Raw genomic sequence first — 22,320 nt, forward strand, 5'->3', positions numbered from 1 at the left:
CGGTTACACTCTCAAAGGCCCGGATCGATCCGGGCCTTTTGCTTTTGTGGACCAGGAGCTCCGATGGCCTATTACCAGCAGCCTCAAGACGTCACCACCCTGCCCGCCTGGCAGGCCCTGCAGCAGCATCGCGCCGAGATGGCCGGCTTCAGTATGCGCGAAGCCTTCGCTGCAGACGCACGGCGCTACCAGCGCTTTTCCCTCGACAGCTGCGGGCTGCTGCTGGATTACTCGAAGAACCTGATCGATGAGCACGGCCTCGATCTGCTGATTCAACTGGCCGAGCAGGCCGGTCTGCAGGAGTCCATCGCCAGCCTGTACCACGGCGAACAGGTCAACGCTTCCGAAGGCCGCGCCGCGCTGCATACAGCCCTGCGCAGCCCGATTGGCCGCCGCCTGCTGGTCGACGGCCATGACATCATTCCCGAGGTCCATCGCGTCCTGAACCAGGTCACCGAGCTGGTCAGTCGCATTCACAGCGGCCTCTGGCGCGGCTACAGCGAGAAGCCGATCAAGGAAGTGGTCAACATCGGTATCGGTGGCTCGTTTCTCGGCCCACAACTGGTTTCCGAGGCGCTGCGCCCGTTCACTCAACGCGGCGTGCGCTGCCACTACCTGGCCAATATCGACGGCAGCGAATTCCGCGAACTGACCGCCCGCCTCAACCCGGAAACTACCCTGTTCATCGTTTCCAGCAAGTCCTTCGGCACCCTGGAAACCCTGAAGAACACCCTGGCCGCGCGCGACTGGTACCTGGCAATGGGCGGCCCGGAAGAGCAGTTGCACCGCCATTTCATAGCAGTGACCAGCAACCGCAAGGCCGCCATCGAGTTCGGTATCGGCGAAGAGAACATCTTTCCCATGTGGGACTGGGTCGGCGGCCGCTATTCGCTGTGGTCGGCCATCGGCCTGCCCATCGCCCTGTCAATCGGCGTGTCCAACTTCAAGGAACTGCTGGCCGGTGCCTATGCCATGGACCAGCACTTCACCCAGGCACCACTGGCCGAAAACATGCCGGTGCTGATGGCCCTGCTGGGCATCTGGTACACCAATTTCTGGGACGCGCAGAGCCACGCCATCCTGCCCTACGACCATTACCTGCGTAACTTCACCAAACACCTGCAGCAGTTGGACATGGAATCCAACGGCAAGAGCGTGCGCCAGGACGGTAGCGCGCTGAACATCGCCACCGGGCCGATCATCTGGGGCGGCGTCGGCTGCAACGGCCAGCACGCCTATCACCAGTTGCTGCACCAGGGCCGCCTGCTGGTGCCGGCGGACTTCATCGTCCCGGTCAACAGCTACAACCCGTTGTCCGACCATCACCAGTGGTTGTTCGCCAACTGCCTGTCGCAGGCCCAGGCGCTGATGCAGGGCAAGACGCGTGAAGAGGCCGAGGCCGAACTGCGCGCCAAAGGCATGGCCGAGGCCGACGTGCAGCGCCTGGCGCCGCACAAGGTGATCCCCGGCAATCGCCCGAGCAACATCCTGGTGATGAATCGCATCGCACCGTTCGAGCTGGGCGCGCTGGTTGCCCTGTACGAGCACAAGGTCTTCGTGCAGAGCGCCATCTGGGGCATCAATGCCTTTGACCAGTGGGGCGTGGAGCTGGGCAAGGAGATGGGCAAGGAGGTGTATCAGCGCCTGACCGGCCAGCTCGACAGCAGTGCATCGGATGCATCGACCCAGGGCCTGATCGCTCATTTCCGCGAACATCATCGCGGCTGATGCACGCGCCTGACGCTGCCCGGGGCCAAGCGCCGGGCAGTGTTCACGGCGCGCAGCCGCTCTTGCGTCGAATATCGCCCCTTGAACCAAGCGCCTGCTTGGGTGCACCCTTGCGATTGTTGCGGACAAACAATTACAAGGAGCCCGCCATGTTCGAGATCACCCGCCACCCCGTGACCGACGCGGTACGTCAGCGCGCACACCTGGATAACGATGCTTATCTGCGCCTGTATCAACAGTCCATCGAGCAACCCGAGACCTTCTGGGGCGAGCAGGCCAAGACCTTTCTGGACTGGTTCAAACCCTGGGATCAGGTGCACACCAGCGACCTGAAACAAGGCCACGCCGAATGGTTCAAGGGCGGCCAACTCAACGTTGCCTACAACTGCATTGATCGCCATCTGGAAAAGCGCGGCGAACAGATCGCCATCATCTGGGAAGGTGACAACCCGGCCGAATCGGCACATATCACCTACAACAAGCTGCACCACAACGTCAGCCGACTGGCCAACGTGCTCAAGGGCCGTGGCGTGAAGAAAGGCGACCGGGTGTGCATCTACATGCCAATGATTCCCGAAGCGGCTTACGCCATGCTCGCCTGTGCGCGCATCGGCGCCGTACATTCGGTGGTGTTCGGCGGTTTCTCTCCCGATGCCCTGCGCGACCGCATCCTCGATGCCGACTGCCGTGCGGTGATCACCGCCGACGAAGGCGTGCGTGGTGGCAAGTACATCCCCTTGAAGGCCAACGTCGACAAGGCCCTGCAAAGCTGCCCGGACGTCTCCACCGTGGTGGTAGTCGAACGCACTCAGGGCGATATCGCCTGGGTGGAAGGTCGTGACCTCTGGTACCACCAGGCGCTGAAGAAAGTCGATGCCGACTGCCCGGCCGAGCCGATGGACTCCGAGGATCCGCTGTTCATCCTCTACACCTCGGGCTCCACCGGGAAACCCAAGGGCGTGCTGCACACCACCGGCGGCTACCTGCTCGGCGCAGCGATGACCCACAAGTACGTGTTCGACTACCACGAGGGCGACATCTACTGGTGCACCGCCGATGTCGGCTGGGTTACTGGGCACAGCTACATCGTCTACGGCCCATTGGCCAACGCTGCCACCACCTTGATGTTCGAAGGCGTGCCCAACTACCCGGACGCTTCGCGCTTCTGGCAGGTGATCGACAAGCACCAGGTCAACACCTTCTACACCGCGCCCACGGCACTGCGTGCACTGATGCGCGAGGGGCAAGGCCCGGTCAAGAGCACGTCGCGCAGCAGTCTGCGCCTGCTCGGCACGGTGGGCGAGCCGATCAACCCGGAAGCCTGGGAGTGGTACTTTCATGTGGTGGGCGATAGCCGCTGCCCCATCGTCGACACTTGGTGGCAGACCGAAACAGGCTCCATCCTGATCACTCCGCTGCCTGGTGCTACCGACCTCAAGCCCGGCTCGGCCACCCGTCCGTTCTTCGGCGTACAACCGGTGCTGCTCGACGAACAGGGCAAGGAGATCGATGGCCCCGGCAGCGGCGTACTGGCCATCAAGGCGAGTTGGCCGAGCCAGATCCGTAGCGTCTACGGCGATCATCAACGCATGATCGATACCTACTTCAAGCCTTACCCCGGTTATTACTTCACCGGTGACGGCGCACGTCGTGACGAGGACGGCTACTACTGGATCACCGGCCGCGTCGACGACGTGATCAACGTCTCCGGCCACCGCATCGGCACCGCCGAAGTGGAGAGCGCGCTGGTGCTGCATGATGCCGTGGCCGAAGCGGCAGTGGTCGGCTACCCGCACGACGTGAAGGGCCAGGGCATCTATGCCTACGTCAGCCTGATGAATGGCCAGGAGCCTTCCGACGAGCTGAAGAAGGATCTGCTGACCCTGGTCGGCAAGGAGATCGGCAGTTTCGCCAAGCCGGAACTGGTCCAGTGGGCACCGGGCCTGCCCAAGACCCGCTCAGGCAAGATCATGCGCCGCATCCTGCGCAAGATCGCCTGCAACGAGCTGGAGAACATGGGCGACACCTCGACCCTGGCTGACCCCAGCGTGGTCGACAGCCTGATCGATCAGCGTCTCAACCGCTGACACTCCGCCCGGCCCGAAAGGGCCGGGCTCATCTTGTCTTGCGCCAGCCAAGCGCCGAAACTGCGCGCCATGGAAACCCTACGCAGACAAATCGAAAAACAGGTGCACAGCCTCACCGGCGCCTCGCTGGGCGTGCTCGATCTCGATCAGCCGCACGGTGATGCCGGCCTGTTCGGCCCCGAGTCGATGGTCTGGAAAGTCCACGCTGACTTCACCGCGATGATGGTCGGCGGCATCTCCGCCCTGCTCCTGCAGATGCTCCACCCGCTGGCCTTGGCCGGGGTGTGGGATCACTCTACCTTTCGCCAGGACATGCTCGGCCGCCTGCGCCGCACTAGCCTGTTCATCGCCGGCACCACCTATGGTGGCCTGCACGATGCCGAGCAATTGATCGACAAGGTGCGCCGCATCCACCTTCAGGTGGTCGGCAGCGCGCCGGACGGTCGCCCCTATGCCGCCAGCGACCCCGAGCTGCTGACCTGGGTGCATGTCTCCGAGGTCAGCCAGTTTCTCGCCGGCTACCTGCGCTACGTCGACCCGCAACTGCCGGTGGCCGAACAGGATCGTTACTACCGCGAAGTGGCATTGATCGCCGAACGCCTCGGCGCGCAGGACGTGCCTAAAGCGCGCCAGGCCATCAGCGACTACCTCCAGCGCATGCGCCCGCAATTGCTGTGTGACGCGCGAACCTGCGAAGTGGTGCGGCTGCTGTATGCCGCACCGATGCCCAATATTCTCGCCAAACCCTTCGGCAACCTGATGATGCAGGCCGGTGTAGACCTGCTGCCGGACTGGGCCAGCGACCTGCTCGGCGAGCACCAGTCCCCCTGGCGCCGTCCGCTGATTCGCAGCAGCGTGCAACGCACCGCCACGCTGCTGCGCTGGGCGATTCGTAACAGCGCAGCACAGCGCGCACACCGTCGTTTAGCGCCGCGCCTGTAGGCCACCGTCCCACGTCCATCCCCCGCGGCTTTTCTTGATAAACTTGCGCCTCCTTTCTCCGAGACGCCGCGCATGCCTTCTCTTGACCAGGCGCTGCGCGCCGCCCTCGCCGCTCGCGAAAACCTCCTCGCAGACCTGCACGCCCAAGGCACCGACTGCTACCGACTGTTCCACGGTAGCCAGGAAGGCGCGCCTGGCCTGACCGTGGACCGCTACGGCCCGCAGTTGCTGGTACAGAGTTTTCATCAACCACTTGAGGCCGGCGAGCTACGCAGCATCGTCGGCAACGTCGAAACCCATCTGTGTCAGCCGCTGCTCCTGGTCTACAACGACCGCTCCAAGGGTAATTCGCGGATCGATCGCGACCCAACCCTGTTCCAGGCCGACGAGGCAGCGCTGGAGGATATGGTCGGCCACGAATGGGGGCTGAATTACCGCGTACGCGGCCGGCATGCCGGCCAGGACCCGCTGCTGTTTCTCGACCTGCGCAACGCCCGCGGCTGGGTCAAGGCCAACAGCTCCGACAAGTCCGTGCTCAACCTGTTCGCCTACACCTGCGGCGTCGGTCTGTGCGCCGCGGCGGGTGGCGCACGCGAGGTGACCAACCTCGACTTCGCCCAGGGTAACCTCGCCGTGGGTCGCGAAAACGGTGCGCTCAACCCTGGGTTGCCCGCCATGCAGTTCATCCAGTCCGATTACTTCCCGGCGATTCGTCAGTTTGCCGATCTACCGATCAGCAGCCGACGCGGGCAAAAACTGCCGAGTTACCCGCGCCTGCAACCGCGTCAGTTCGATCTTGTGTTCCTCGACCCGCCTGCCTGGGCCAAGAGCACCTTCGGTACGGTCGATCTGCTGCGTGATTACCAGAGCCTGCTCAAGCCAGCTCTGCTGGCCACTGCCGAAGGCGGCACCCTGGTGTGCTGCAACAACCTGGCAAAAGTGGAGATGAGCGACTGGCGCGCCCAAGTGCTGCGCTGCGCCGAGAAACTCGGCCGCCCAGTCCAGGATTGCCAGGTCATCGTCCCAGCATCCGACTTCCCTTCGCATGATGCCAAACCGCCGCTGAAAACCCTGATCCTGCACCTCTGAACCGGGACTTACGCGCAATCTGACTGCAGCGATAACGACCGGAACCGAACCGCCGTGCCATACTCCAAGTCGTCTCCTCGTCTGGATAGATGACGCCAAGCCATGCCCAAAGGACTGAAGCGCGCGCTGAGCGCACTGTTGATCACCGTTTTCCTCTACAGCCTGATCGGCTTTCTGATTCTGCCGGGCATCGCCCTGCGTGTCGCCAATCAGCAGTTGGCGCAGTACGCCACGCTGCCCGCCTCGCTGCAGCGCGTGCAGCTCAACCCCTTCACACTCGAGCTGAGCCTCTGGGGCCTGCGTATCGGCGAGAGTGGCCTGGAGCAAGTGAGCTTCCAGCGCCTCTACGCCAACTTGCAAAGTGACAGCCTGTGGAGCGGTGCCTTGCACCTGAGTGACGTTGAGCTTGACGGTGCGCGCACTGAAATACTCTTCGCCAAAGACGGTACGCTCAATCTCACCCAGTTGTTCAACCTGCCGGAAAGCCAGGCGGAACCCAAGACAGAGAGCAGCGAGCCCTTCCCGCTGCGCATCGACAGCATCCGTCTGCGTGAGAAGTCACTGCGCTTCCAGGACCTGCGCCCGAGCGAGGCCGTGGAGTTCGCCTATGATGCGCTCGATCTGGAATTGCACAATCTCAGCACCCTGGCCGGCGATAACGCCGAAATGACCATGACCGCCAGCGGCCCGCACGGCTCGCAGATCGACTGGCGCGGCCAGGTCAGCCTGACGCCCATCACCTCCAGCGGCAGTCTGAGCGTCAGCGATGGCCGCCTGAGCACCTTCTGGCCTTACGTGCGGGATGCCTTGCCGTTGGTGCTGAAAGAAGGCCAGGTCGACCTCAGCAGCGACTATCGCCTCGACCTCTCCAGCGGGACCGAGCTGCAACTGAGCAAGGTCAAGGTGCAGTTGGCCCCCTTCGCCATCGACGATCCGCAAGGCAAACCCCTGGTACGCCTGCAACGCCTGGATATCGACAACACCAGCCTCGACCTGGCCAAGCAGCAGTTGGTGATCGGCCAGGTGCGTAGCCAGGGCCTCGAAGCCTGGGCGGCGCGCGAAGCCGACGGCCAGCTGGATTGGCAGAAGCTGTTCGCCAAACCCGAAAGCGCCAAGAGCGAGACTGCCGAGCCGACGTCGCAAGCCGGCGATAGCAAGCCCTGGCAAGTGCTGCTGCAAGATGTGCAGCTACGCGACTACAAGGCTCACCTGGCCGACCGCGTGCCGCAGCAGGAAGTGGCGGTGGAGGTCGGCCCACTGAACCTGGATCTGAAGAATTTCGACAGCCTGGGCGACAAACCTTTCGACCTCAGGCTCGATAGCGGTCTCGGCAAACAGGGCAAGCTGCAGGCAGCCGGCAACGTACAACTGAGCCCGACCAGCGCTCAACTCAAGGTCGCCACGCAGGACATCGACCTGCGCGTGGTACAAGCCTACCTGAGCCCATTCATTCACCTGGAACTGCGCAGTGGCCTGCTCGGCAGCGACCTCGACGTGCAACTCAAGAGCACCGAACCGCTGGCACTCAGTGTCACCGGCAGCGCCAAGATCGATCAGCTGCACACCCTGGATACCCTGCGCGAACGCGATTTCGTGCGCTGGAAGCAATTACGGGTGGGTGGTCTCGACTATCGTCACGGCGAAAGCCTGGCCATCGAGCGCGTCGAGTTGGATCAGCCCTATGCACGTTTCGTGATCAACGAGGACCTGACCACCAACGTCAGCGAACTGATCGTGCCGCAGCCGGCGACGCCGAACGAGAGCAAGGCCGATGCGGGCAAACCACTGGCGATCCGCATCGGCGGCGTAGCCATCAATGACGGCTCGGCCAACTTCGCCGACTTCAGCCTGACCCCCAGCTTCGCCACTGCCGTTCAGTAAATGAACGGGCGCATCGGTGTACTCGACAATCAGAAGCCGCAAGCCGCCAGCGTCGATATCCAGGGCAAGGTCGACCGCTACGCGCCAATGAGCATCAAGGGCAAGCTGACGCCGTTCGATCCGCTCAACAGCCTGGATATCGCTACCAGCTTCAAGAACGTCGAACTGACCACCATCACCCCCTATTCCGGCAAATTCGCCGGTTATCGCATCCGCAAGGGCCGCCTCAACCTCGACCTGCACTATCGCATCGAGAAAGGCCAGCTCAATGCCGAGAACAAGGTGCTGGTGGAGAACCTGCAACTGGGCGAGCGCGTCGACAGCCCGGACGCTGTCGACCTGCCGATTCGCCTGGCAGTGGCCCTGCTCAAGGACACTCAGGGGCGCATCGCCATTGAGCTGCCGGTACAGGGAGACCTGAACAATCCGCAGTTCAGCGTCATGCCCATCGTCTGGCAAACCTTGCGCAATCTGGTGTTGCGCGCGGCACAGGCACCATTCAAGTTCATCGCCGGGCTGGTCGGCGGCAGCAACGTCGACCTCAGTACCGTGCCGTTCGCCGCGGGCTCTGCAGAGCTGGAGGGCGACGCACGCCAGGCTCTGGACACCCTGGCCAAAGCGCTCGAGGAACGCCCGAACCTGCGCCTGGAGGTCGAAGGTCAGGCCGCACAGCGTGCCGACGGCCCGCTGCTGGCCGAACAGCGTCTGCAACGCGAGTTTCGCGAAGGCTGGTACAAGGTGCTACAACGCCGTGGTGACAAAGTACCGGCCAGCCCCGATGAACTGACGGTCGAGGAAGATGAACAAGCCGCCCTGCTCGAGGGCATTTATCGCACCCGACTCAAGCAGCAGCCGCCAGCCGAGTGGGCTGAGCTGGACAAAGAACAACGCCAGCAGAACATGCGCAAGGCAGTATTGGACTCCTGGGCTCAAAGCAAGCTGCTGCTGCGCCAACTGGCTCAGCAACGCGCTGCAACGATCAAGGATTATCTGGTTGAACAAGGTGGGTTGTACGATGAACGTGTCTACCTGATCGATGCCAACCTGGGTGAGCCCGAAGCCGACGGCCGCGTGCTCACCACCCTGCACCTGGACAGCCAATGATCATGCGCAGCTTATCCATCATCACGTTCACTGCCGTTGTCGCCGGCCTGAGCACTGCCAACGCGCAGGCCGACACACTGCGTTGCGGCAGCGCCTTGGTCAGCCTGGGCGACCGCCCGTTCGAGGTCGAGCGCAAATGTGGGGCGCCGGTGCACCGTGATCCGGTCGGCTACACCCTGGGCTCCTATGACCGTCGTGAGTACATGATCGAGGAATGGGTATACGGCCCGAGCAACGGCATGCTCAGCATCCTGCGTTTCGAGGGTAACCGTCTGACCGCCATCGAACGCCGGCGCGAACGCTGAGCAGGAGGTTCTCATGCGCAAATTCAGCTGTCTGCTCACCCTGCTCTGCCTGCCCCTGATGGCCGAGGCGTCCTCCACCTATCGCTGCGGTAGCGCCCTGGTCAGCAAGACAGCGCCCACTGCAGAGGTGCTGAACAAATGTGGCGAGCCTTCCAGCCGCGACTTTGTCGGCTACAAGGAAGTGGTCGACAGCTATGGTTTTCGTAATGAGGTGAGTGTCGAGGAGTGGATCTACGGCCCGAAAAGCGGCATGTACCACTTTCTCCGCTTCGAGGGCGGCCGCCTGACCGAGGTCCGCAGCAAGCGCGGTAGCTGATCGAACCCTGCATGCCGGGTGCACCTGCCTGACGCATTTCTAGTGCTCAGCACAAAAATCGAGGCCCCGCCGGTTACACCGACGGGGCCTTCGCGCATCCATGCTTTCGCTATCCGTGCAGATCAGGCGTCCTGCCTGCAGCCATCCGTGCTACTGAGACATCCGTTTCCATAGCTGTCCGTGCTTAATCGGCATCCTTACCAGATAATCCCTACTTAGAGCTTGTCGCTGAAATCGCGCAGCTCTTGCTGGGCCTTTTCCTTGGTCCAGCCGTAACGTTCTTGCAGCTTGCCAACCAGGTATTCGCTGTGGCCCTCGGCGACGTCCAGGTCGTCATCGGTCAGGTTGCCCCAACGCTCCTTCATACGACCGCTGAGCTGCTTCCATTTGCCTTTGATGATGTCGCTATTCATGGTCATTCTCCCAGTGACAGAAGGTGGGGGCCGGGCGCTAGCCCGGCCGGCCCGGCTATCAGTCAGCGGTTTTCAGGGCATCAGCGGACACGTCACGCACACCCTCGATTTCCTTGGTCTTGGCGATAGCCAGATCACGCTCGGCGTCGGTAGCGACCACGCCGGACAGGGAAACTACGCCCTGGTTGGTCTCGACCTTGATGTCCAGCGCGCTGAGGTTCGAGTCAGCAACGAAGGTGGATTTCACTTTGCTGGTGATCCAAGTGTCGGATACCGCCTGCTCGGCTTTATCCACAGTGTCACTGGCTGCAAGCATGGTCGGCTCAGCGGCGAAGGCTGCGGAGGCCAGAGACATGCTCAGCACGGCAGCGGTCAGGGTAGTAGCGGCAAAACGGTTGATTGGCTGTTTCATGATTCGACTCCTGTACATTCCAGACAATCTGCAAACCAACTCCTGGCTGCAGGTTCACTAGTACTATTGCAGGGCCTGTGCCAGGTTTTAAAATAATAAAAAATCCTATAAAAACAATAACTTAAATAAAATCACCATTACGCTTTTGATTGCATTTCGCCGAGTCGCATAAAAGACCTCGGGCAATTTGCATGAACATGGCACCAAGCCACTACCAGCGCGCATCTAAAGCAATATGGAGCAGCCCCCTGGATGACCTGGACAGTGGCAGGGTTCGAGCGCTCCCTGACGATCAGGCACAAAAAAAGGCTCCCGAAGGAGCCTTTTCGTTCGAACAGGTCAGCCGTACTTAGACGCCAGAGGCCTCAGCAGCAGCTACGTCCTTGATCGACAGTTTGATACGGCCGCGGTTGTCCACGTCCAGTACCAACACTTTCACTTCCTGGCCTTCCTGCAGCACGTCGGTGACCTTCTCCACGCGCTGATCGCTCAGCATGGAGATGTGCACCAGGCCGTCCTTGCCCGGCAGGATGTTGACGAAGGCACCGAAGTCGACGATGCGCTCGACCTTGCCGACGTAGATCTTGCCGATCTCGGCCTCTGCGGTAATGGCCAGTACACGCTGCTTGGCAGCCTCGGCGGCTTCCTTGGTTTCGCCGAAGATCTTGATCGAACCATCGTCTTCGATGTCGATCGAGGCCTTGGTCTCTTCGCAGATACCACGGATGGTTGCGCCGCCTTTACCGATGACGTCGCGGATCTTGTCCTGGTCGATCTTCATCGCAATCATGGTCGGCGCGTTAGCCGACAGCTCGCTGCGCGATTGGGCGATGACCTGGTTCATCTGGCCGAGGATGTTCAGACGCGCTTCCAGCGCCTGCTCCAGCGCCTGCTCCATGATCTCTTCGGTGATGCCCTGGATCTTGATGTCCATCTGCAGCGCGGTAACACCCTTGGCGGTACCGGCTACTTTGAAGTCCATGTCGCCCAGGTGGTCTTCGTCACCGAGGATGTCGGTCAGCACGGCGAATTTCTCGCCTTCGAGCACCAGACCCATGGCGATACCGGCAACCGGCGCCTTCATCGGCACACCGGCGTCCATCAGCGCCAGGGAAGCGCCGCACACCGAAGCCATGGAGGAAGAGCCGTTGGACTCGGTGATTTCCGATACTACGCGGATGGTGTACGGGAACTCGTCGGCGCTCGGCAGCATGGCGGCAACGCCACGACGGGCGAGACGGCCGTGGCCGATTTCGCGGCGGCCAGTGGCGCCCATGCGACCACACTCACCGACCGAGTACGGCGGGAAGTTGTAGTGCAGCATGAAGGGGTCTTTCTTCTCGCCTTCGAGGGTGTCCAGCAGCTGTGCATCGCGAGCGGTACCGAGGGTCGCCACGACCAGCGCCTGGGTTTCGCCACGGGTGAACAGCGCCGAACCGTGAGTCTTGTCCAGAACGCCGACTTCGATGTTCAGGCCACGCACGGTACGGGTGTCACGGCCATCGATACGCGGTTTGCCGTTGACGATGTTCTCGCGCACGGTGCGGTATTCGATCTCGCCAAAGGCTTCCTTGACTTCACCGGCAGTAGGCTGACCTTCTTCACCGGAGAACTTGGCCACGACCTGATCACGCAGCTCGCCCAGACGCGCGTAGCGATCCTGCTTGACGGTGATGGTGTAGGCCTGGGAAATCGCCTCGCCGAACTCGCTACGGATGGCATTCAGCAGCGCGGTGTTTTCCGGCTTCGGCTGCCAGTCCCAAGTCGGCTTGCCGGCTTCGGCGGCCAGCTCGGCAACAGCCTGGATGACCACTTGGAATTCTTCATGGGCAAACAGTACGGCGCCCAGCATCTGGTCTTCGGTCAGCTCTTTGGCTTCCGACTCAACCATCAGTACGGCGTCCTTGGTGCCGGCCACGACCATGTCCAGGCTCGAAGCCTTGAGTTGCTCGTAGTTCGGGTTCAGCAGGTAGCCGGTTTCCGGGTGGAAGGCAACGCGCGCAGCACCGATCGGGCCGTTGAACGGGATACCGGAGATGGCCAGGGCAGCCGAGGTACCGATCATCGCAGCGATGTCCGGATCGGTCTTCTTGCTGGTGGAAACCACGGTGCAGATGACCTGCACTTCGTTCTGGAAGCCTTCCGGGAACAGCGGACGGATCGGGCGATCGATCAGACGCGAGGTCAGGGTTTCTTTCTCGGAAGGACGCGCTTCACGCTTGAAGAAACCGCCAGGGATCTTGCCGGCAGCGTAGGTCTTTTCCTGATAGTGCACGGACAGCGGGAAGAAGCCTTTGCTTGGGTCGGCAGTTTTGGCGCCGGTTACGGCGACCAGAACGCTGACGTCGTCGTCAACGGTGACCAGCACTGCGCCGGAGGCTTGACGGGCAATACGGCCAGTCTCGAGGGTAACGGTCGACTGACCGAACTGGAATTTCTTGATTACCGGGTTCACGGTGTTTTCCTTCTCTTTGTTGCCTTGGGGGAAATTGGAAAGAGGCGCGGGAGTCGGACCCGATGCATCCCTCGAAAAGCCAAAAGCTGGAAGCCCAGCGCCACGAGGTGAGGATCACTCCCCACCCGCGACGCCGAACTCCCAGCTTCCAACTTGTGCAGCTCGCGTCTATTAACGACGCAGGCCCAGGCGACCGATCAGGGCGCTGTAACGACTGGTGTCTTTACCCTTCAGGTAGTCCAGCAGCTTACGACGCTGGTTAACCATACGGATCAGACCACGACGGCTGTGGTGATCTTTACCGTTGGCCTTGAAGTGGCCTTGCAGCTTGTTGATGTTGGCGGTCAGCAGGGCAACCTGCACTTCCGGGCTACCGGTATCGCCTTCAGCTTGCTTGTAGTCGTTAACGATCTGGGCTTTTTCTTCAACGCTGAGTGCCATGTTGGCTTCCTCTCATCTGGAAACTGCCGAAGCAGTCTCAATAGGCCGGGAATCGCTCCCCGTGTTTTAAAAAGAGGTATGACCGTGCCTACTAACAGCCACCCTCGCAGTACCTGATGACGACATCGTCAGCATCAGGCTTTCAGCCATCTCGGCCGAATCGTTCGGTGCTACGCACCGGTATAAATCAATCGACGCGGGGCAACACGCCCATCGTCACTCACTTCACCTATGCCGATGAAGCGACCATTATGATCCTGCACCCGCACCATACCGAACTTCGGTGCTTCCGGCGCTCGCACCGGCTGCCCTTGCAACCAGTAGAACGCGCTGTGCTCGGAGAACTGCAGCAAAGGCCAGTGCTGCAGACCGCTATCGGCCGGTAGCAGGAAGCGATCCAGCGCCTCGTTACCACCTTCGGCGTGTGCAGCTTCCAGTTCTTCCAGCGTCACGGTGCGCGTCAAATCGAACGGTCCGGCCTTGGTACGACGCAACTCGGCGACATGCGCACCGCAGCCCAGCAATTGGCCGAGATCCTCGACCAACGTACGAATATAGGTGCCTTTACTGCAATCAACCGCCAGACGGGCCCGCTCGCCTTCGCAGGCCAGCAGTTCCAGGCGCGCAATAGTAACAGAACGCGCTTCGCGCTCCACTACTTCACCCGCACGGGCCAGCTTGTAGAGTGGCTGACCGTCCTTCTTCAACGCCGAGTACATCGGCGGTATCTGTTTGATTTCACCGCGAAAACGCGGCAGTAGCGCCTCGATTTCGGCGCGACCGACGGTCACCGGGCGCCGTTCGATAACGTCGCCTTCGGCATCACCAGTGGTGGTGGTGACGCCCAGCTGAGCGACGGTCTCGTAGCCCTTGTCAGCGTCGAGCAGATACTGGGAGAACTTGGTCGCTTCACCGAAACACAGCGGCAGCACACCGGTGGCCAGTGGATCGAGGCTACCGGTGTGACCGGCCTTCTCGGCATTGAGCAGCCAACGCACTTTCTGCAGCGCGGCGTTGGACGTGAAACCGTGCGGCTTGTCGAGCAGGATGATGCCGTCGACCTTGCGGCGAATACGTTTGACCTGCGCCACGCCTTACTCCTTGGAACCTGCGGTGTCGTCGTGCAGACGATCTTCCGCTACGGCACGCTCGATCAGCGCCGAGAGGTGAGCACCGCGCTGGACACTCTCATCGTAGTGGAAGTGCAACTGCGGCACGCTGCGCAGCTTCATCGCCTTGCCCAGTTGCATGCGCAGGAAGCCGGCCGCATCGTTGAGCACCTTAAGGCTCTCCTTGATCGCCTCGGCATCGTCCTGCCCCATGACAGTGATGAAGATCTTGGCGTGCCCGATATCGCGACTGACGTCGACTGCAGTGATGGTCACCAGCCCCAGACGCGGGTCTTTGACCTCACGCCGGATGAGCTGGGCCAGCTCGCGCTGCATCTGGTCGCCGATACGCTGGGTACGGCTGTAATCTTTGGCCATTTTCTAGTTACCTTTACTTCCTCCGCTACCTGTTCGCCAGCGGACTCAAAAGCGGCAAACGCCCGGCCGCGCGAATGCGGGGCCGGGCGTTGCGTGTTGCGACTCGCGATTACAGGCTGCGAGCCACCTGGACTTTCTCGAACACTTCGATCTTGTCGCCGACCTTGACGTCGTTGTAGCTCTTCACGCCGATACCGCACTCCATGCCGTTACGCACTTCGGCGACGTCGTCCTTGAAGCGACGCAGCGATTCCAGCTCACCTTCGAAGATCACCACGTCTTCACGCAGCACGCGGATCGGACGGTTGCGGTAGACGGTACCTTCGATGACCATGCAACCGGCAACCGCGCCAAACTTCGGCGAACGGAATACGTCACGCACTTCGGCGGTGCCCAGAATGTTCTCGCGAACATCGCTGCCGAGCATACCGGTGAGCGCCTTCTTGACGTCTTCGATGATGTCGTAGATGACGTTGTAGTAGCGCATATCCAGGCCTTCGGCCTCGACGATCTTGCGCGCACCAGCGTCAGCACGGACGTTGAAGCCAAACAGCACGGCGTTGGAAGCCAGCGCCAGGTTGGCATCGGACTCGGTGATGCCACCGACGCCGCCACCGACCACACGCACCTGCACTTCGTCGTTACCCAGGGTACTGAGCGAGCCTTGCAGGGCTTCCAGAGAACCACGCACATCGGACTTGAGCACGATGTTGAGGGTTTTCTTCTCTTCCTGGCCCATGTTCTCGAAGATGTTTTCCAGCTTGCCGGCGTGAGCACGGGCCAGCTTGACCTCACGGAACTTGCCTTGACGGAACAGGGCAACTTCGCGGGCCTTCTTCTCGTCGGCGACCACGGTCATGTCGTCACCGGCATCCGGCGTACCATCGAGGCCGAGGATCTCGACCGGAATGGACGGACCGGCTTCCTTGATCGGCTTGCCGTTCTCGTCGAGCATGGCGCGCACGCGCCCATAGTTGACGCCGACCAGCACCATATCGCCCTGACGCAGGGTACCGTCCTGAACCAGCACGGTGGCTACCGGGCCACGGCCCTTGTCCAGACGCGATTCGACCACCACACCACGACCCGGGGCCGACGGAGTGGCTTTCAGCTCGAGGACTTCAGCCTGCAGCAGCACGGCCTCGAGCAACTCGTCGATACCGGTACCGGCCTTGGCGGAAACCGGTACGAATGGCGCGTCGCCACCCCACTCTTCCGGAATCACATCCAGTGCGGCCAGGCCGTTCTTGATGTTGTCCGGGTTGGCTTCCGGCTTGTCCATCTTGTTCACTGCAACCACGATCGGCACACCAGCCGCTTTCGCGTGCTGTACGGCTTCCTGAGTTTGCGGCATCACGCCGTCGTCAGCAGCGACGACCAGAATGACGATATCAGTCGCCTTGGCACCGCGTGCACGCATCGCGGTAAACGCGGCGTGACCGGGGGTGTCGAGGAAGGTGACCATGCCGCGCTCGGTTTCCACGTGGTAAGCACCGATATGCTGGGTGATGCCACCCGCTTCACCGGAAGCCACCTTGGCGCGACGAATGTAGTCGAGCAGCGAGGTCTTACCGTGGTCAACGTGACCCATTACGGTCACAACCGGAGCACGGGATACGGCTTCACCTTCGAATTTCAGCGACTCGGCCAGGGAATCTTCCAGGGCGGTATCGCTGACCAGCTTGACCTTGTGGCCCAACTCTTCGGCGATCAGCTGGGCAGTTTCCTGATCCAGCACCTGGTTGATGGTAGCCGGGGTGCCCATCTTGAACATGAACTTGATCACTTCGGCAGCCTTGACCGACATCTGCTGAGCCAGATCGCCCACAGTGATGGTTTCGCCAATGGCCACTTCACGCACCACCGGACCGGCCGGAGCCTGGAAGCCATGCTGGTTGCGCTTCTTCATCTTCGACTTGCCGCGGCCACCACGACGGAAGCCGTCGCTTTCTTCATCGACGCTACGCGGAGCGACGCGCGGAGCCGGCGCCTTCTCCTTGGTGGCAGGACGATGCTGAGTGTGCTTGCGGTCGCGACGCTCGTCTTCATCAGAGCGTGCCTTCTCGGGGCGCCGTACTTCTTCTTTCTTGCGCTCGACTTCGATGACCGGAGCGGCAACCACCGGCTCGCTGACAGGCGTCGGCGCAGCAGCAGGTGCGGCAGTATCGGTAGCGGTAGTAGTTGCCGCCTGACGCTTGGCCTCTTCTTCGGCCTTGCGCTTGGCGTCTTCCTCGGCCTTCAGGCGCTCGGCCTCGGCAGCTGCCTGCTGAGCTTCCAGCTCACGCTGCTTCTCGGCTTCGAGCTCTTCCGGGCTGCGCTTGACGAAGGTTTTCTTCTTGCGCACTTCAACACTGATAGTCTTGCTACCAGCAACGCGCAGCGTGCTGGTGGTCTTGCGTTGCAAGGTGATCTTGCGCGGCTCTTCGACCTTGTCGCCGTGACTGCTCTTGAGATAGGCCAGCAGGGCCTGTTTCTCACTATCGGTCACTACTTGTTCGGCACTGTCGTGGGACAGGCCAGCCTCACGCATCTGCTGCAGCAGGCGTTCAACCGGGGTGTCGACCACTGTGGCCAGTTCTTTCACCGTGACTTGCGTCATGCATCTTTCTCCTCAGGCCGCAACCGCTTATTCGAACCAATGGGCTCGGGCGGCCATGATCAGCTTGCCGGCACGCTCTTCGTCGATGCCGTCGATGTCGAGCAGGTCGTCAATCGACTGCTCGGCCAGGTCTTCACGGGTAATCACGCCGCGCAGCGCAAGCTCCAGAGCCAGCGCCTTGTCCATGCCTTCCAGTTCCAGCAAATCATCTGCCGGATGGGCATCGGCCAACTTCTCCTCGTTGGCGATCGCCTTGGTCAGCAGACGATCCTTGGCCCGTGCACGCAGCTCATTGACGATCTCCTCGTCGAAGCCGTCGATACTGAGCATTTCTTCCATGGGTACGTAGGCAATCTCTTCGAGACTGGTGAAACCCTCTTCAACCAGGACTTGTGCCAGCTCTTCGTCGACTTCCAGCTCGTCGATGAAGGACTGCATGATGTCGCCGGTTTCTGCCTGCTGCTTGGCCTGAATGTCCGCTTCGGTCATCACGTTCAGCGTCCAGCCGGTCAACTGACTGGCAAGACGCACGTTCTGACCGCCACGACCAATGGCCTGGGCCAGGTTGTCTTCGCCAACGGCGATGTCCATGGCATGGGCATCTTCATCGACGATGATCGCAGCCACTTCAGCCGGCGACATGGCATTGATGACGAACTGCGCGGGGTTGTCGTCCCACAGCACGATATCAACGCGCTCACCGCCCAGCTCGCCGGAAACGGCCTGGACGCGCGAACCACGCATACCGATGCAGGCACCCTGCGGGTCGATACGCTTGTCCTTGGAGCGCACCGCGATCTTGGCGCGCGAACCCGGATCACGGGAGGCGGCCTTGACGTCGATCAGCCCTTCGGCGATTTCCGGTACTTCGATGCGGAACAGCTCGATCAGCATTTCCGGAGCGGTACGCGACAGGATCAGCTGCGGGCCGCGGTTCTCGGTACGAATTTCCTTGAGCAGGGCACGCAGACGCACACCAACGCGGAAAGTCTCGCGCGGGATGATGTCTTCACGGGCCAGCAGCGCCTCGGCGTTGTTACCCAGGTCAACGATGACGTTGTCGCGGGTGACCTTCTTCACGGTGCCGGAGATGATCTCACCCAGGCGCTCGCGGTAGGCGTCTACCACCTGGGCACGCTCGGCCTCGCGCACTTTCTGCACGATGACCTGCTTGGCAGTTTGCGCGGCGATGCGGCCGAATTCGATGGAATCGACCTTCTCTTCGAGCACGGCACCTATCTTGGCGTTGGCCTCAACGGCCTGCGGCATATCCTCGGTCACCTGGTAGGCAGGGTCCTCGAACTCGGACTCGTCGACCACGGTCCAGCGCCGGAAAGTTTCGTAGCTACCGTTCTGACGGTTGATCGACACACGCAGGTCGACCTCGTCCTCGAAACGTTTCTTGGTGGCAGTCGCCAGAGCCAGCTCCAGCGCCTCGAAAATCACGCCGGCCGGTACACCCTTTTCGTTGGATACCGACTCAACAACCAGCAGTACTTCTTTGCTCATCGTACGCCTCGCCTTTCGCAATCCATTGGTTCTGCGCAGTCCGCGTCACGTTCACGCCATTGGCGCTATCGTCGTGAGCGGCCGCGCTACCTTCGCGCCATCTGTGTCGCTTGCGCTGCGCCGAAAATCGGCAGTTCAGCCGCGCCACAAAATCCGCATATCAATCAAATCGGGGGATGATATTGGCCTTGTCGATCAGATCGATCGGCAACAGATACTCGTGGTCATCCACCTGAACTACCACGTCCTGCTCCTCCACACCGCGAAGGAGGCCCTGGAAGTTACGACGCCCGTCGAAAGGCGAACGCAGCTTGATCTTCACCTGTTCACCGGCATGCGTCGCAAACTGTTCGATGGTGAACAACGGACGATCCATGCCAGGAGAAGAAACTTCCAGTGTGTACTCCGAGGTAATCGGATCCTCGACATCGAGTACACCACTGAGCTGACGGCTGACGATTTCACAATCATCGATAAGAATGCCATCGGCTTTATCGATATAGACACGCAGCAGCGAATGACGCCCCTGCGACAGGAACTCGATGCCCCAACATTGGTAACCGAGCGCCTCGATTACTGGGGCCAACAAGGCCTGCAACTGTTCTAGCTTGCTCGACACTTAACGGCCCTCGTGCATGCTGTGCAAATAAAAAATGGGCGAAACGCCCATCCCGTCTGCCCGCGATAACGCTGCGGACACTGTGTTTCAGCTAACAAAAAGCCCCTGAAAAGGGGCTTCTGAAACTGGTTGCGGGGGCAGGATTTGAACCTACGACCTTCGGGTTATGAGCCCGACGAGCTACCAGACTGCTCCACCCCGCGTCAAAGCTGGGCCGAAATTATACGGCCACCCCCTGGCGAGGGTCAACCAAACACTCCAGCAACAAGAAAGCCCGCGAACTGCGGGCTTTCTTGAGTATGGTACCGAGGAGGGGACTCGAACCCCTACAGCCTATGGCCACTACCACCTCAAGGTAGCGTGTCTACCAATTCCACCACCTCGGCAAAACTGTTACTGCTCTGGAGCCCCCGGCACATCCGAAGCATCGGATGCTGGAGCTTGCTCTTCGAGCACCGGCACATCTTCGACAGCCGGTTTTTGTTGAACTTCCAGAACCGCCGGATCTGGCAGACCAACCTGAGTCAGTGCATCAGCTTTTTCTTTAGCAAAGTACGCTAAACCCAAGCTGGTAATGAAAAAAGCCGCGGCTAGTATACCAGTAAACTTACTCAGAAAGGTAGAGGAACCTTGGCTTCCGAATACAGTTGCCGAAGCACCCGAACCGAACGACGCACCTGCGTCAGCACCCTTACCTTGCTGCAACAGCACCAGCGCTACAATCCCGATCGCACCCATCAGGTGCAAAACAACAATGACTGTTTCCAGCATTCTTCAGTTTCCTGCAGCGCGACAGATCGCACCGAATTCATCCGCATTCAGAGAGGCACCACCTACGAGCCCCCCATCGATATCCCGCATGCCGAACAACTCAGCAGCACTGGCGGCCTTTACACTGCCGCCATAAAGAATTCTCAACCCACTCGCGACACCAGCATCGAGCAGCGCAACTTGCGCACGGATCGCTGCGTGCACCTCCTGAGCCTGCTCAGGCGTAGCGGTCAACCCGGTACCAATGGCCCATACAGGCTCATAGGCCACTACGGCGTTTTTCAGCGCATCGACACCCAGCGCGTCGATCACTGCGGCCAACTGGCCACCTACCACACCCAGCGTTGCATTCGCTTCACGCTGCTCGCGGGTTTCACCCACACAGAGCACGGGAGTCAAACCTGCAGCCTGCACCGCTGCAAACTTGCGCACGACCACTTCGTCACTTTCACCCAGAATCAGGCGACGCTCCGAGTGACCAACCAGCACCAGCTCACAACCGCCGTCGACCAACTGACTAACCGCCAGCTCACCAGTCAAGGCGCCCTGCTCTACTTGCGCCGCGCAATCCTGAGCTCCAACCTTCACTGCTTTACCCTTCAGGCCTTCGACAACCTGAGCGATATGCAGACTGGAGGGAAACACTGCAACATCGACATCAGCAGGCAGTACCTGCTGACGTACACCTTCGATCAGCTCTGCGACGCTTGCGCGGGTACCGTGCATTTTCCAGTTACCGGCGACTAAGGTGCGACGCATGTTTTGCCTCGTCGATCAAAGAGGGCGCAGATGTTACCCAAGAGCACCCTCGGTAGCAAGCTCAATCAAGCACAGACTTCAGCAACAATCTTAGCCAATTCATCGGCATAGCCGCGAACCGAGCCTTCATCGTCACCCTCGACCATTACCCGCACCAATGGCTCGGTGCCGGACTTGCGTAGCAGTACGCGACCGCGCCCTGCCATGCTCTCGGTCACCCGCGCGCAAGCCTCTTTAACGGACGGATGCTCGAGCGGGTCGAGCGCACCGGAAAACCGCACATTGACCAATATCTGCGGGCATTTTTTCAGATCGCTGCGCGCCTCGACCAGGCTCTGGCCACGACGCTTGAGCGCCATCAGCACCTGCAGAGCGGCAATGATCGCATCGCCGGTGGTGGTGTGCTGGAAGCACACCAGGTGCCCAGAGTTCTCGCCACCAAGCTGCCAATTGCGCGCCAGCAATTCAGCGATCACATAGCGATCGCCCACATTGGCGCGAACGAATGGGATGTTCAGATCTGCCAGAGCCAGCTCCAGCCCCAGGTTGCTCATCAGCGTGCCAACCACACCGCCGCGCAGACGATCACGCTCCTGCAGGTCTCGCGCAATGATGAACAACAACTCATCACCGTCGACCACCGCACCGTACTGATCAACCATCAGCACGCGATCAGCATCGCCATCGAAGGCAATGCCCAGGTCCGCCCGCTGCGCGACCACTTCAGCCTGCAACGCAGCGATGTGCGTGGAGCCACAAGCATCATTGATATTGAGCCCATCAGGCTGAGCCGAAATGACCCGAACCTCTGCACCCAGCTCGCGGAATACACTCGGCGCCACCTTGTAGGCAGCACCATGAGCGCAATCGAGGACGATCTTCAGCCCCTTGAAGCTGGCGCCACTAGGCACGCTGCCCTTGCAGAACTCGATGTAGCGACCGGAGGCGTCGTTGATCCGCGAGGCCTTGCCGATCCCGGCGGACTCCACCACGGTCATCGGCTGATCGAGCAACTCTTCGATCATCGCCTCGACATCGTCCGGAAGCTTGGTGCCTTCGCTGGAAAAGAACTTGATGCCGTTATCGTCATGCGGATTGTGCGAAGCACTGATGACGATACCGGCATCGGCCTGGAAAGTGCGCGTCAGATAGGCAATGGCCGGCGTCGGCATCGGCCCGAGCAGTTGCACGTCCGCACCCGCGGCAGCCAGCCCCGCCTCGAGGGCGGACTCGAACATGTAGCCAGAGATACGCGTGTCCTTGCCGATCAGAATGCGGCACTTACCCTGTTTGCGAAACGCCATGCCAGCGGCCCAGCCGAGCTTGAGCATGAAATCCGGAGTAATGGGAAACTGGCCAACGCGGCCACGAATACCGTCGGTGCCGAAGTATTTTCTAGTCAT

Annotated in this window: 18 protein-coding genes, 2 tRNA genes and 1 pseudogene; 7 read left to right on the top strand and 14 right to left on the bottom strand. The window is 60.9% G+C overall.

The window, feature by feature from the left end; translation table 11 throughout:
• Positions 1–63: 63 nt before the first annotated feature.
• The 7 genes and pseudogenes from pgi to ACNFCJ_RS14255 all read left to right on the top strand — a co-directional run bounded on the left by pgi (position 64) and on the right by ACNFCJ_RS14255 (position 9,452).
• The gene (gene pgi, locus ACNFCJ_RS14225) at positions 64–1,728 is read left to right on the top strand and encodes a glucose-6-phosphate isomerase (RefSeq protein WP_416771975.1); all 1,665 of its coding nucleotides are present in this window, start codon (positions 64–66) and stop codon (positions 1,726–1,728) included.
• Between the two features lie 149 nt (positions 1,729–1,877).
• Positions 1,878–3,815 (top strand): acetate--CoA ligase, encoded by a 1,938-nt coding sequence (acs, locus tag ACNFCJ_RS14230; RefSeq protein WP_416771977.1) that lies wholly within the window; start codon positions 1,878–1,880, stop codon positions 3,813–3,815.
• Positions 3,816–3,884: 69 nt separating this feature from the next.
• Positions 3,885–4,757 carry an oxygenase MpaB family protein gene (locus tag ACNFCJ_RS14235; RefSeq protein WP_416771978.1) on the top strand — a complete coding sequence of 291 codons (873 nt, stop codon included), beginning with the start codon at positions 3,885–3,887 and terminating at the stop codon, positions 4,755–4,757.
• A gap of 72 nt (positions 4,758–4,829) precedes the next feature.
• A complete protein-coding gene (locus tag ACNFCJ_RS14240; protein WP_416771979.1) occupies positions 4,830–5,846 on the top strand; it encodes a class I SAM-dependent rRNA methyltransferase in 1,017 nt (338 codons plus the stop codon).
• A 102-nt stretch (positions 5,847–5,948) separates the two neighbouring features.
• Positions 5,949–8,831 (top strand): annotated as a pseudogene (locus ACNFCJ_RS14245) (DUF748 domain-containing protein).
• Complete coding sequence (locus ACNFCJ_RS14250) at positions 8,828–9,136, top strand: DUF2845 domain-containing protein (RefSeq protein ID WP_416771980.1); 309 nt, start codon at positions 8,828–8,830, stop codon at positions 9,134–9,136. The pseudogene ACNFCJ_RS14245 and the gene ACNFCJ_RS14250 overlap by 4 nt, the downstream one beginning before the upstream one ends.
• A gap of 13 nt (positions 9,137–9,149) precedes the next feature.
• A complete protein-coding gene (locus ACNFCJ_RS14255; protein WP_125835133.1) occupies positions 9,150–9,452 on the top strand; it encodes a DUF2845 domain-containing protein in 303 nt (100 codons plus the stop codon).
• Positions 9,453–9,667: 215 nt separating this feature from the next.
• Here the strand turns inward: ACNFCJ_RS14255 and ACNFCJ_RS14260 are convergent, their stop codons facing one another.
• The 14 genes from ACNFCJ_RS14260 to glmM all read right to left on the bottom strand — a co-directional run bounded on the left by ACNFCJ_RS14260 (position 9,668) and on the right by glmM (position 22,320).
• On the bottom strand, positions 9,668–9,865 hold the full coding sequence (locus ACNFCJ_RS14260) for a CsbD family protein (RefSeq protein ID WP_416771982.1): 198 nt from the start codon (positions 9,863–9,865) through the stop codon (positions 9,668–9,670).
• A gap of 58 nt (positions 9,866–9,923) precedes the next feature.
• Entirely contained in the window at positions 9,924–10,277 is a 354-nt protein-coding gene (locus tag ACNFCJ_RS14265) for a BON domain-containing protein (RefSeq protein WP_099526094.1), read from the bottom strand.
• Between the two features lie 349 nt (positions 10,278–10,626).
• On the bottom strand, positions 10,627–12,732 hold the full coding sequence (pnp, locus tag ACNFCJ_RS14270) for a polyribonucleotide nucleotidyltransferase (RefSeq protein ID WP_179574414.1): 2,106 nt from the start codon (positions 12,730–12,732) through the stop codon (positions 10,627–10,629).
• A 171-nt stretch (positions 12,733–12,903) separates the two neighbouring features.
• Positions 12,904–13,173, bottom strand: coding sequence for a 30S ribosomal protein S15 (gene rpsO, locus ACNFCJ_RS14275; protein WP_004424394.1), 270 nt, complete (start codon positions 13,171–13,173; stop codon positions 12,904–12,906).
• A 170-nt stretch (positions 13,174–13,343) separates the two neighbouring features.
• Positions 13,344–14,264, bottom strand: a complete 921-nt coding sequence (gene truB / locus ACNFCJ_RS14280) for a tRNA pseudouridine(55) synthase TruB (RefSeq protein WP_416771985.1) — start codon at positions 14,262–14,264, stop codon at positions 13,344–13,346.
• 3 nt (positions 14,265–14,267) lie between these two features.
• Positions 14,268–14,660 carry a 30S ribosome-binding factor RbfA gene (gene rbfA / locus ACNFCJ_RS14285; RefSeq protein WP_143506229.1) on the bottom strand — a complete coding sequence of 131 codons (393 nt, stop codon included), beginning with the start codon at positions 14,658–14,660 and terminating at the stop codon, positions 14,268–14,270.
• A 109-nt stretch (positions 14,661–14,769) separates the two neighbouring features.
• Entirely contained in the window at positions 14,770–17,259 is a 2,490-nt protein-coding gene (gene infB / locus ACNFCJ_RS14290; RefSeq protein ID WP_416771986.1) for a translation initiation factor IF-2, read from the bottom strand.
• 27 nt (positions 17,260–17,286) lie between these two features.
• Positions 17,287–18,768: a transcription termination factor NusA gene (nusA, locus tag ACNFCJ_RS14295; RefSeq protein WP_143506227.1), complete on the bottom strand. Its 1,482-nt coding sequence runs from the start codon at positions 18,766–18,768 to the stop codon at positions 17,287–17,289.
• Between the two features lie 160 nt (positions 18,769–18,928).
• Positions 18,929–19,387, bottom strand: coding sequence for a ribosome maturation factor RimP (rimP, locus tag ACNFCJ_RS14300; protein ID WP_099526098.1), 459 nt, complete (start codon positions 19,385–19,387; stop codon positions 18,929–18,931).
• Positions 19,388–19,513: 126 nt separating this feature from the next.
• A tRNA-Met gene (locus ACNFCJ_RS14305) sits at positions 19,514–19,590 on the bottom strand.
• Positions 19,591–19,687: 97 nt separating this feature from the next.
• Positions 19,688–19,773: transfer RNA gene (locus ACNFCJ_RS14310), tRNA-Leu, on the bottom strand.
• A gap of 7 nt (positions 19,774–19,780) precedes the next feature.
• The gene (gene secG, locus ACNFCJ_RS14315) at positions 19,781–20,158 is read right to left on the bottom strand and encodes a preprotein translocase subunit SecG (RefSeq protein WP_416771988.1); all 378 of its coding nucleotides are present in this window, start codon (positions 20,156–20,158) and stop codon (positions 19,781–19,783) included.
• A gap of 3 nt (positions 20,159–20,161) precedes the next feature.
• Positions 20,162–20,917: a triose-phosphate isomerase gene (tpiA, locus tag ACNFCJ_RS14320; RefSeq protein WP_179574415.1), complete on the bottom strand. Its 756-nt coding sequence runs from the start codon at positions 20,915–20,917 to the stop codon at positions 20,162–20,164.
• 65 nt (positions 20,918–20,982) lie between these two features.
• Entirely contained in the window at positions 20,983–22,320 is a 1,338-nt protein-coding gene (gene glmM, locus ACNFCJ_RS14325; protein WP_416771989.1) for a phosphoglucosamine mutase, read from the bottom strand.

Source organism: Pseudomonas sp. NY15364 (assembly GCF_048068235.1).
GTDB classification, from domain to species: Bacteria; Pseudomonadota; Gammaproteobacteria; order Pseudomonadales; family Pseudomonadaceae; genus Aquipseudomonas; species Aquipseudomonas mendocina_D.

Bases quoted from the DNA above. Each gene is read 5' to 3' on its own strand.
- pgi (WP_416771975.1), top strand. From the start codon at position 64: ATGGCCTATTACCAGCAGCCTCAAGACGTCACCACCCTGCCCGCCTGG.
- acs (WP_416771977.1), top strand. From the start codon at position 1,878: ATGTTCGAGATCACCCGCCACCCCGTGACCGACGCGGTACGTCAGCGC.
- ACNFCJ_RS14235 (WP_416771978.1), top strand. From the start codon at position 3,885: ATGGAAACCCTACGCAGACAAATCGAAAAACAGGTGCACAGCCTCACC.
- ACNFCJ_RS14240 (WP_416771979.1), top strand. From the start codon at position 4,830: ATGCCTTCTCTTGACCAGGCGCTGCGCGCCGCCCTCGCCGCTCGCGAA.
- ACNFCJ_RS14250 (WP_416771980.1), top strand. From the start codon at position 8,828: ATGATCATGCGCAGCTTATCCATCATCACGTTCACTGCCGTTGTCGCC.
- ACNFCJ_RS14255 (WP_125835133.1), top strand. From the start codon at position 9,150: ATGCGCAAATTCAGCTGTCTGCTCACCCTGCTCTGCCTGCCCCTGATG.
- ACNFCJ_RS14260 (WP_416771982.1), bottom strand. From the start codon at position 9,865: ATGAATAGCGACATCATCAAAGGCAAATGGAAGCAGCTCAGCGGTCGT.
- ACNFCJ_RS14265 (WP_099526094.1), bottom strand. From the start codon at position 10,277: ATGAAACAGCCAATCAACCGTTTTGCCGCTACTACCCTGACCGCTGCC.
- rpsO (WP_004424394.1), bottom strand. From the start codon at position 13,173: ATGGCACTCAGCGTTGAAGAAAAAGCCCAGATCGTTAACGACTACAAG.
- rbfA (WP_143506229.1), bottom strand. From the start codon at position 14,660: ATGGCCAAAGATTACAGCCGTACCCAGCGTATCGGCGACCAGATGCAG.
- infB (WP_416771986.1), bottom strand. From the start codon at position 17,259: ATGACGCAAGTCACGGTGAAAGAACTGGCCACAGTGGTCGACACCCCG.
- nusA (WP_143506227.1), bottom strand. From the start codon at position 18,768: ATGAGCAAAGAAGTACTGCTGGTTGTTGAGTCGGTATCCAACGAAAAG.
- secG (WP_416771988.1), bottom strand. From the start codon at position 20,158: ATGCTGGAAACAGTCATTGTTGTTTTGCACCTGATGGGTGCGATCGGG.
- tpiA (WP_179574415.1), bottom strand. From the start codon at position 20,917: ATGCGTCGCACCTTAGTCGCCGGTAACTGGAAAATGCACGGTACCCGC.
- glmM (WP_416771989.1), bottom strand. From the start codon at position 22,320: ATGACTAGAAAATACTTCGGCACCGACGGTATTCGTGGCCGCGTTGGC.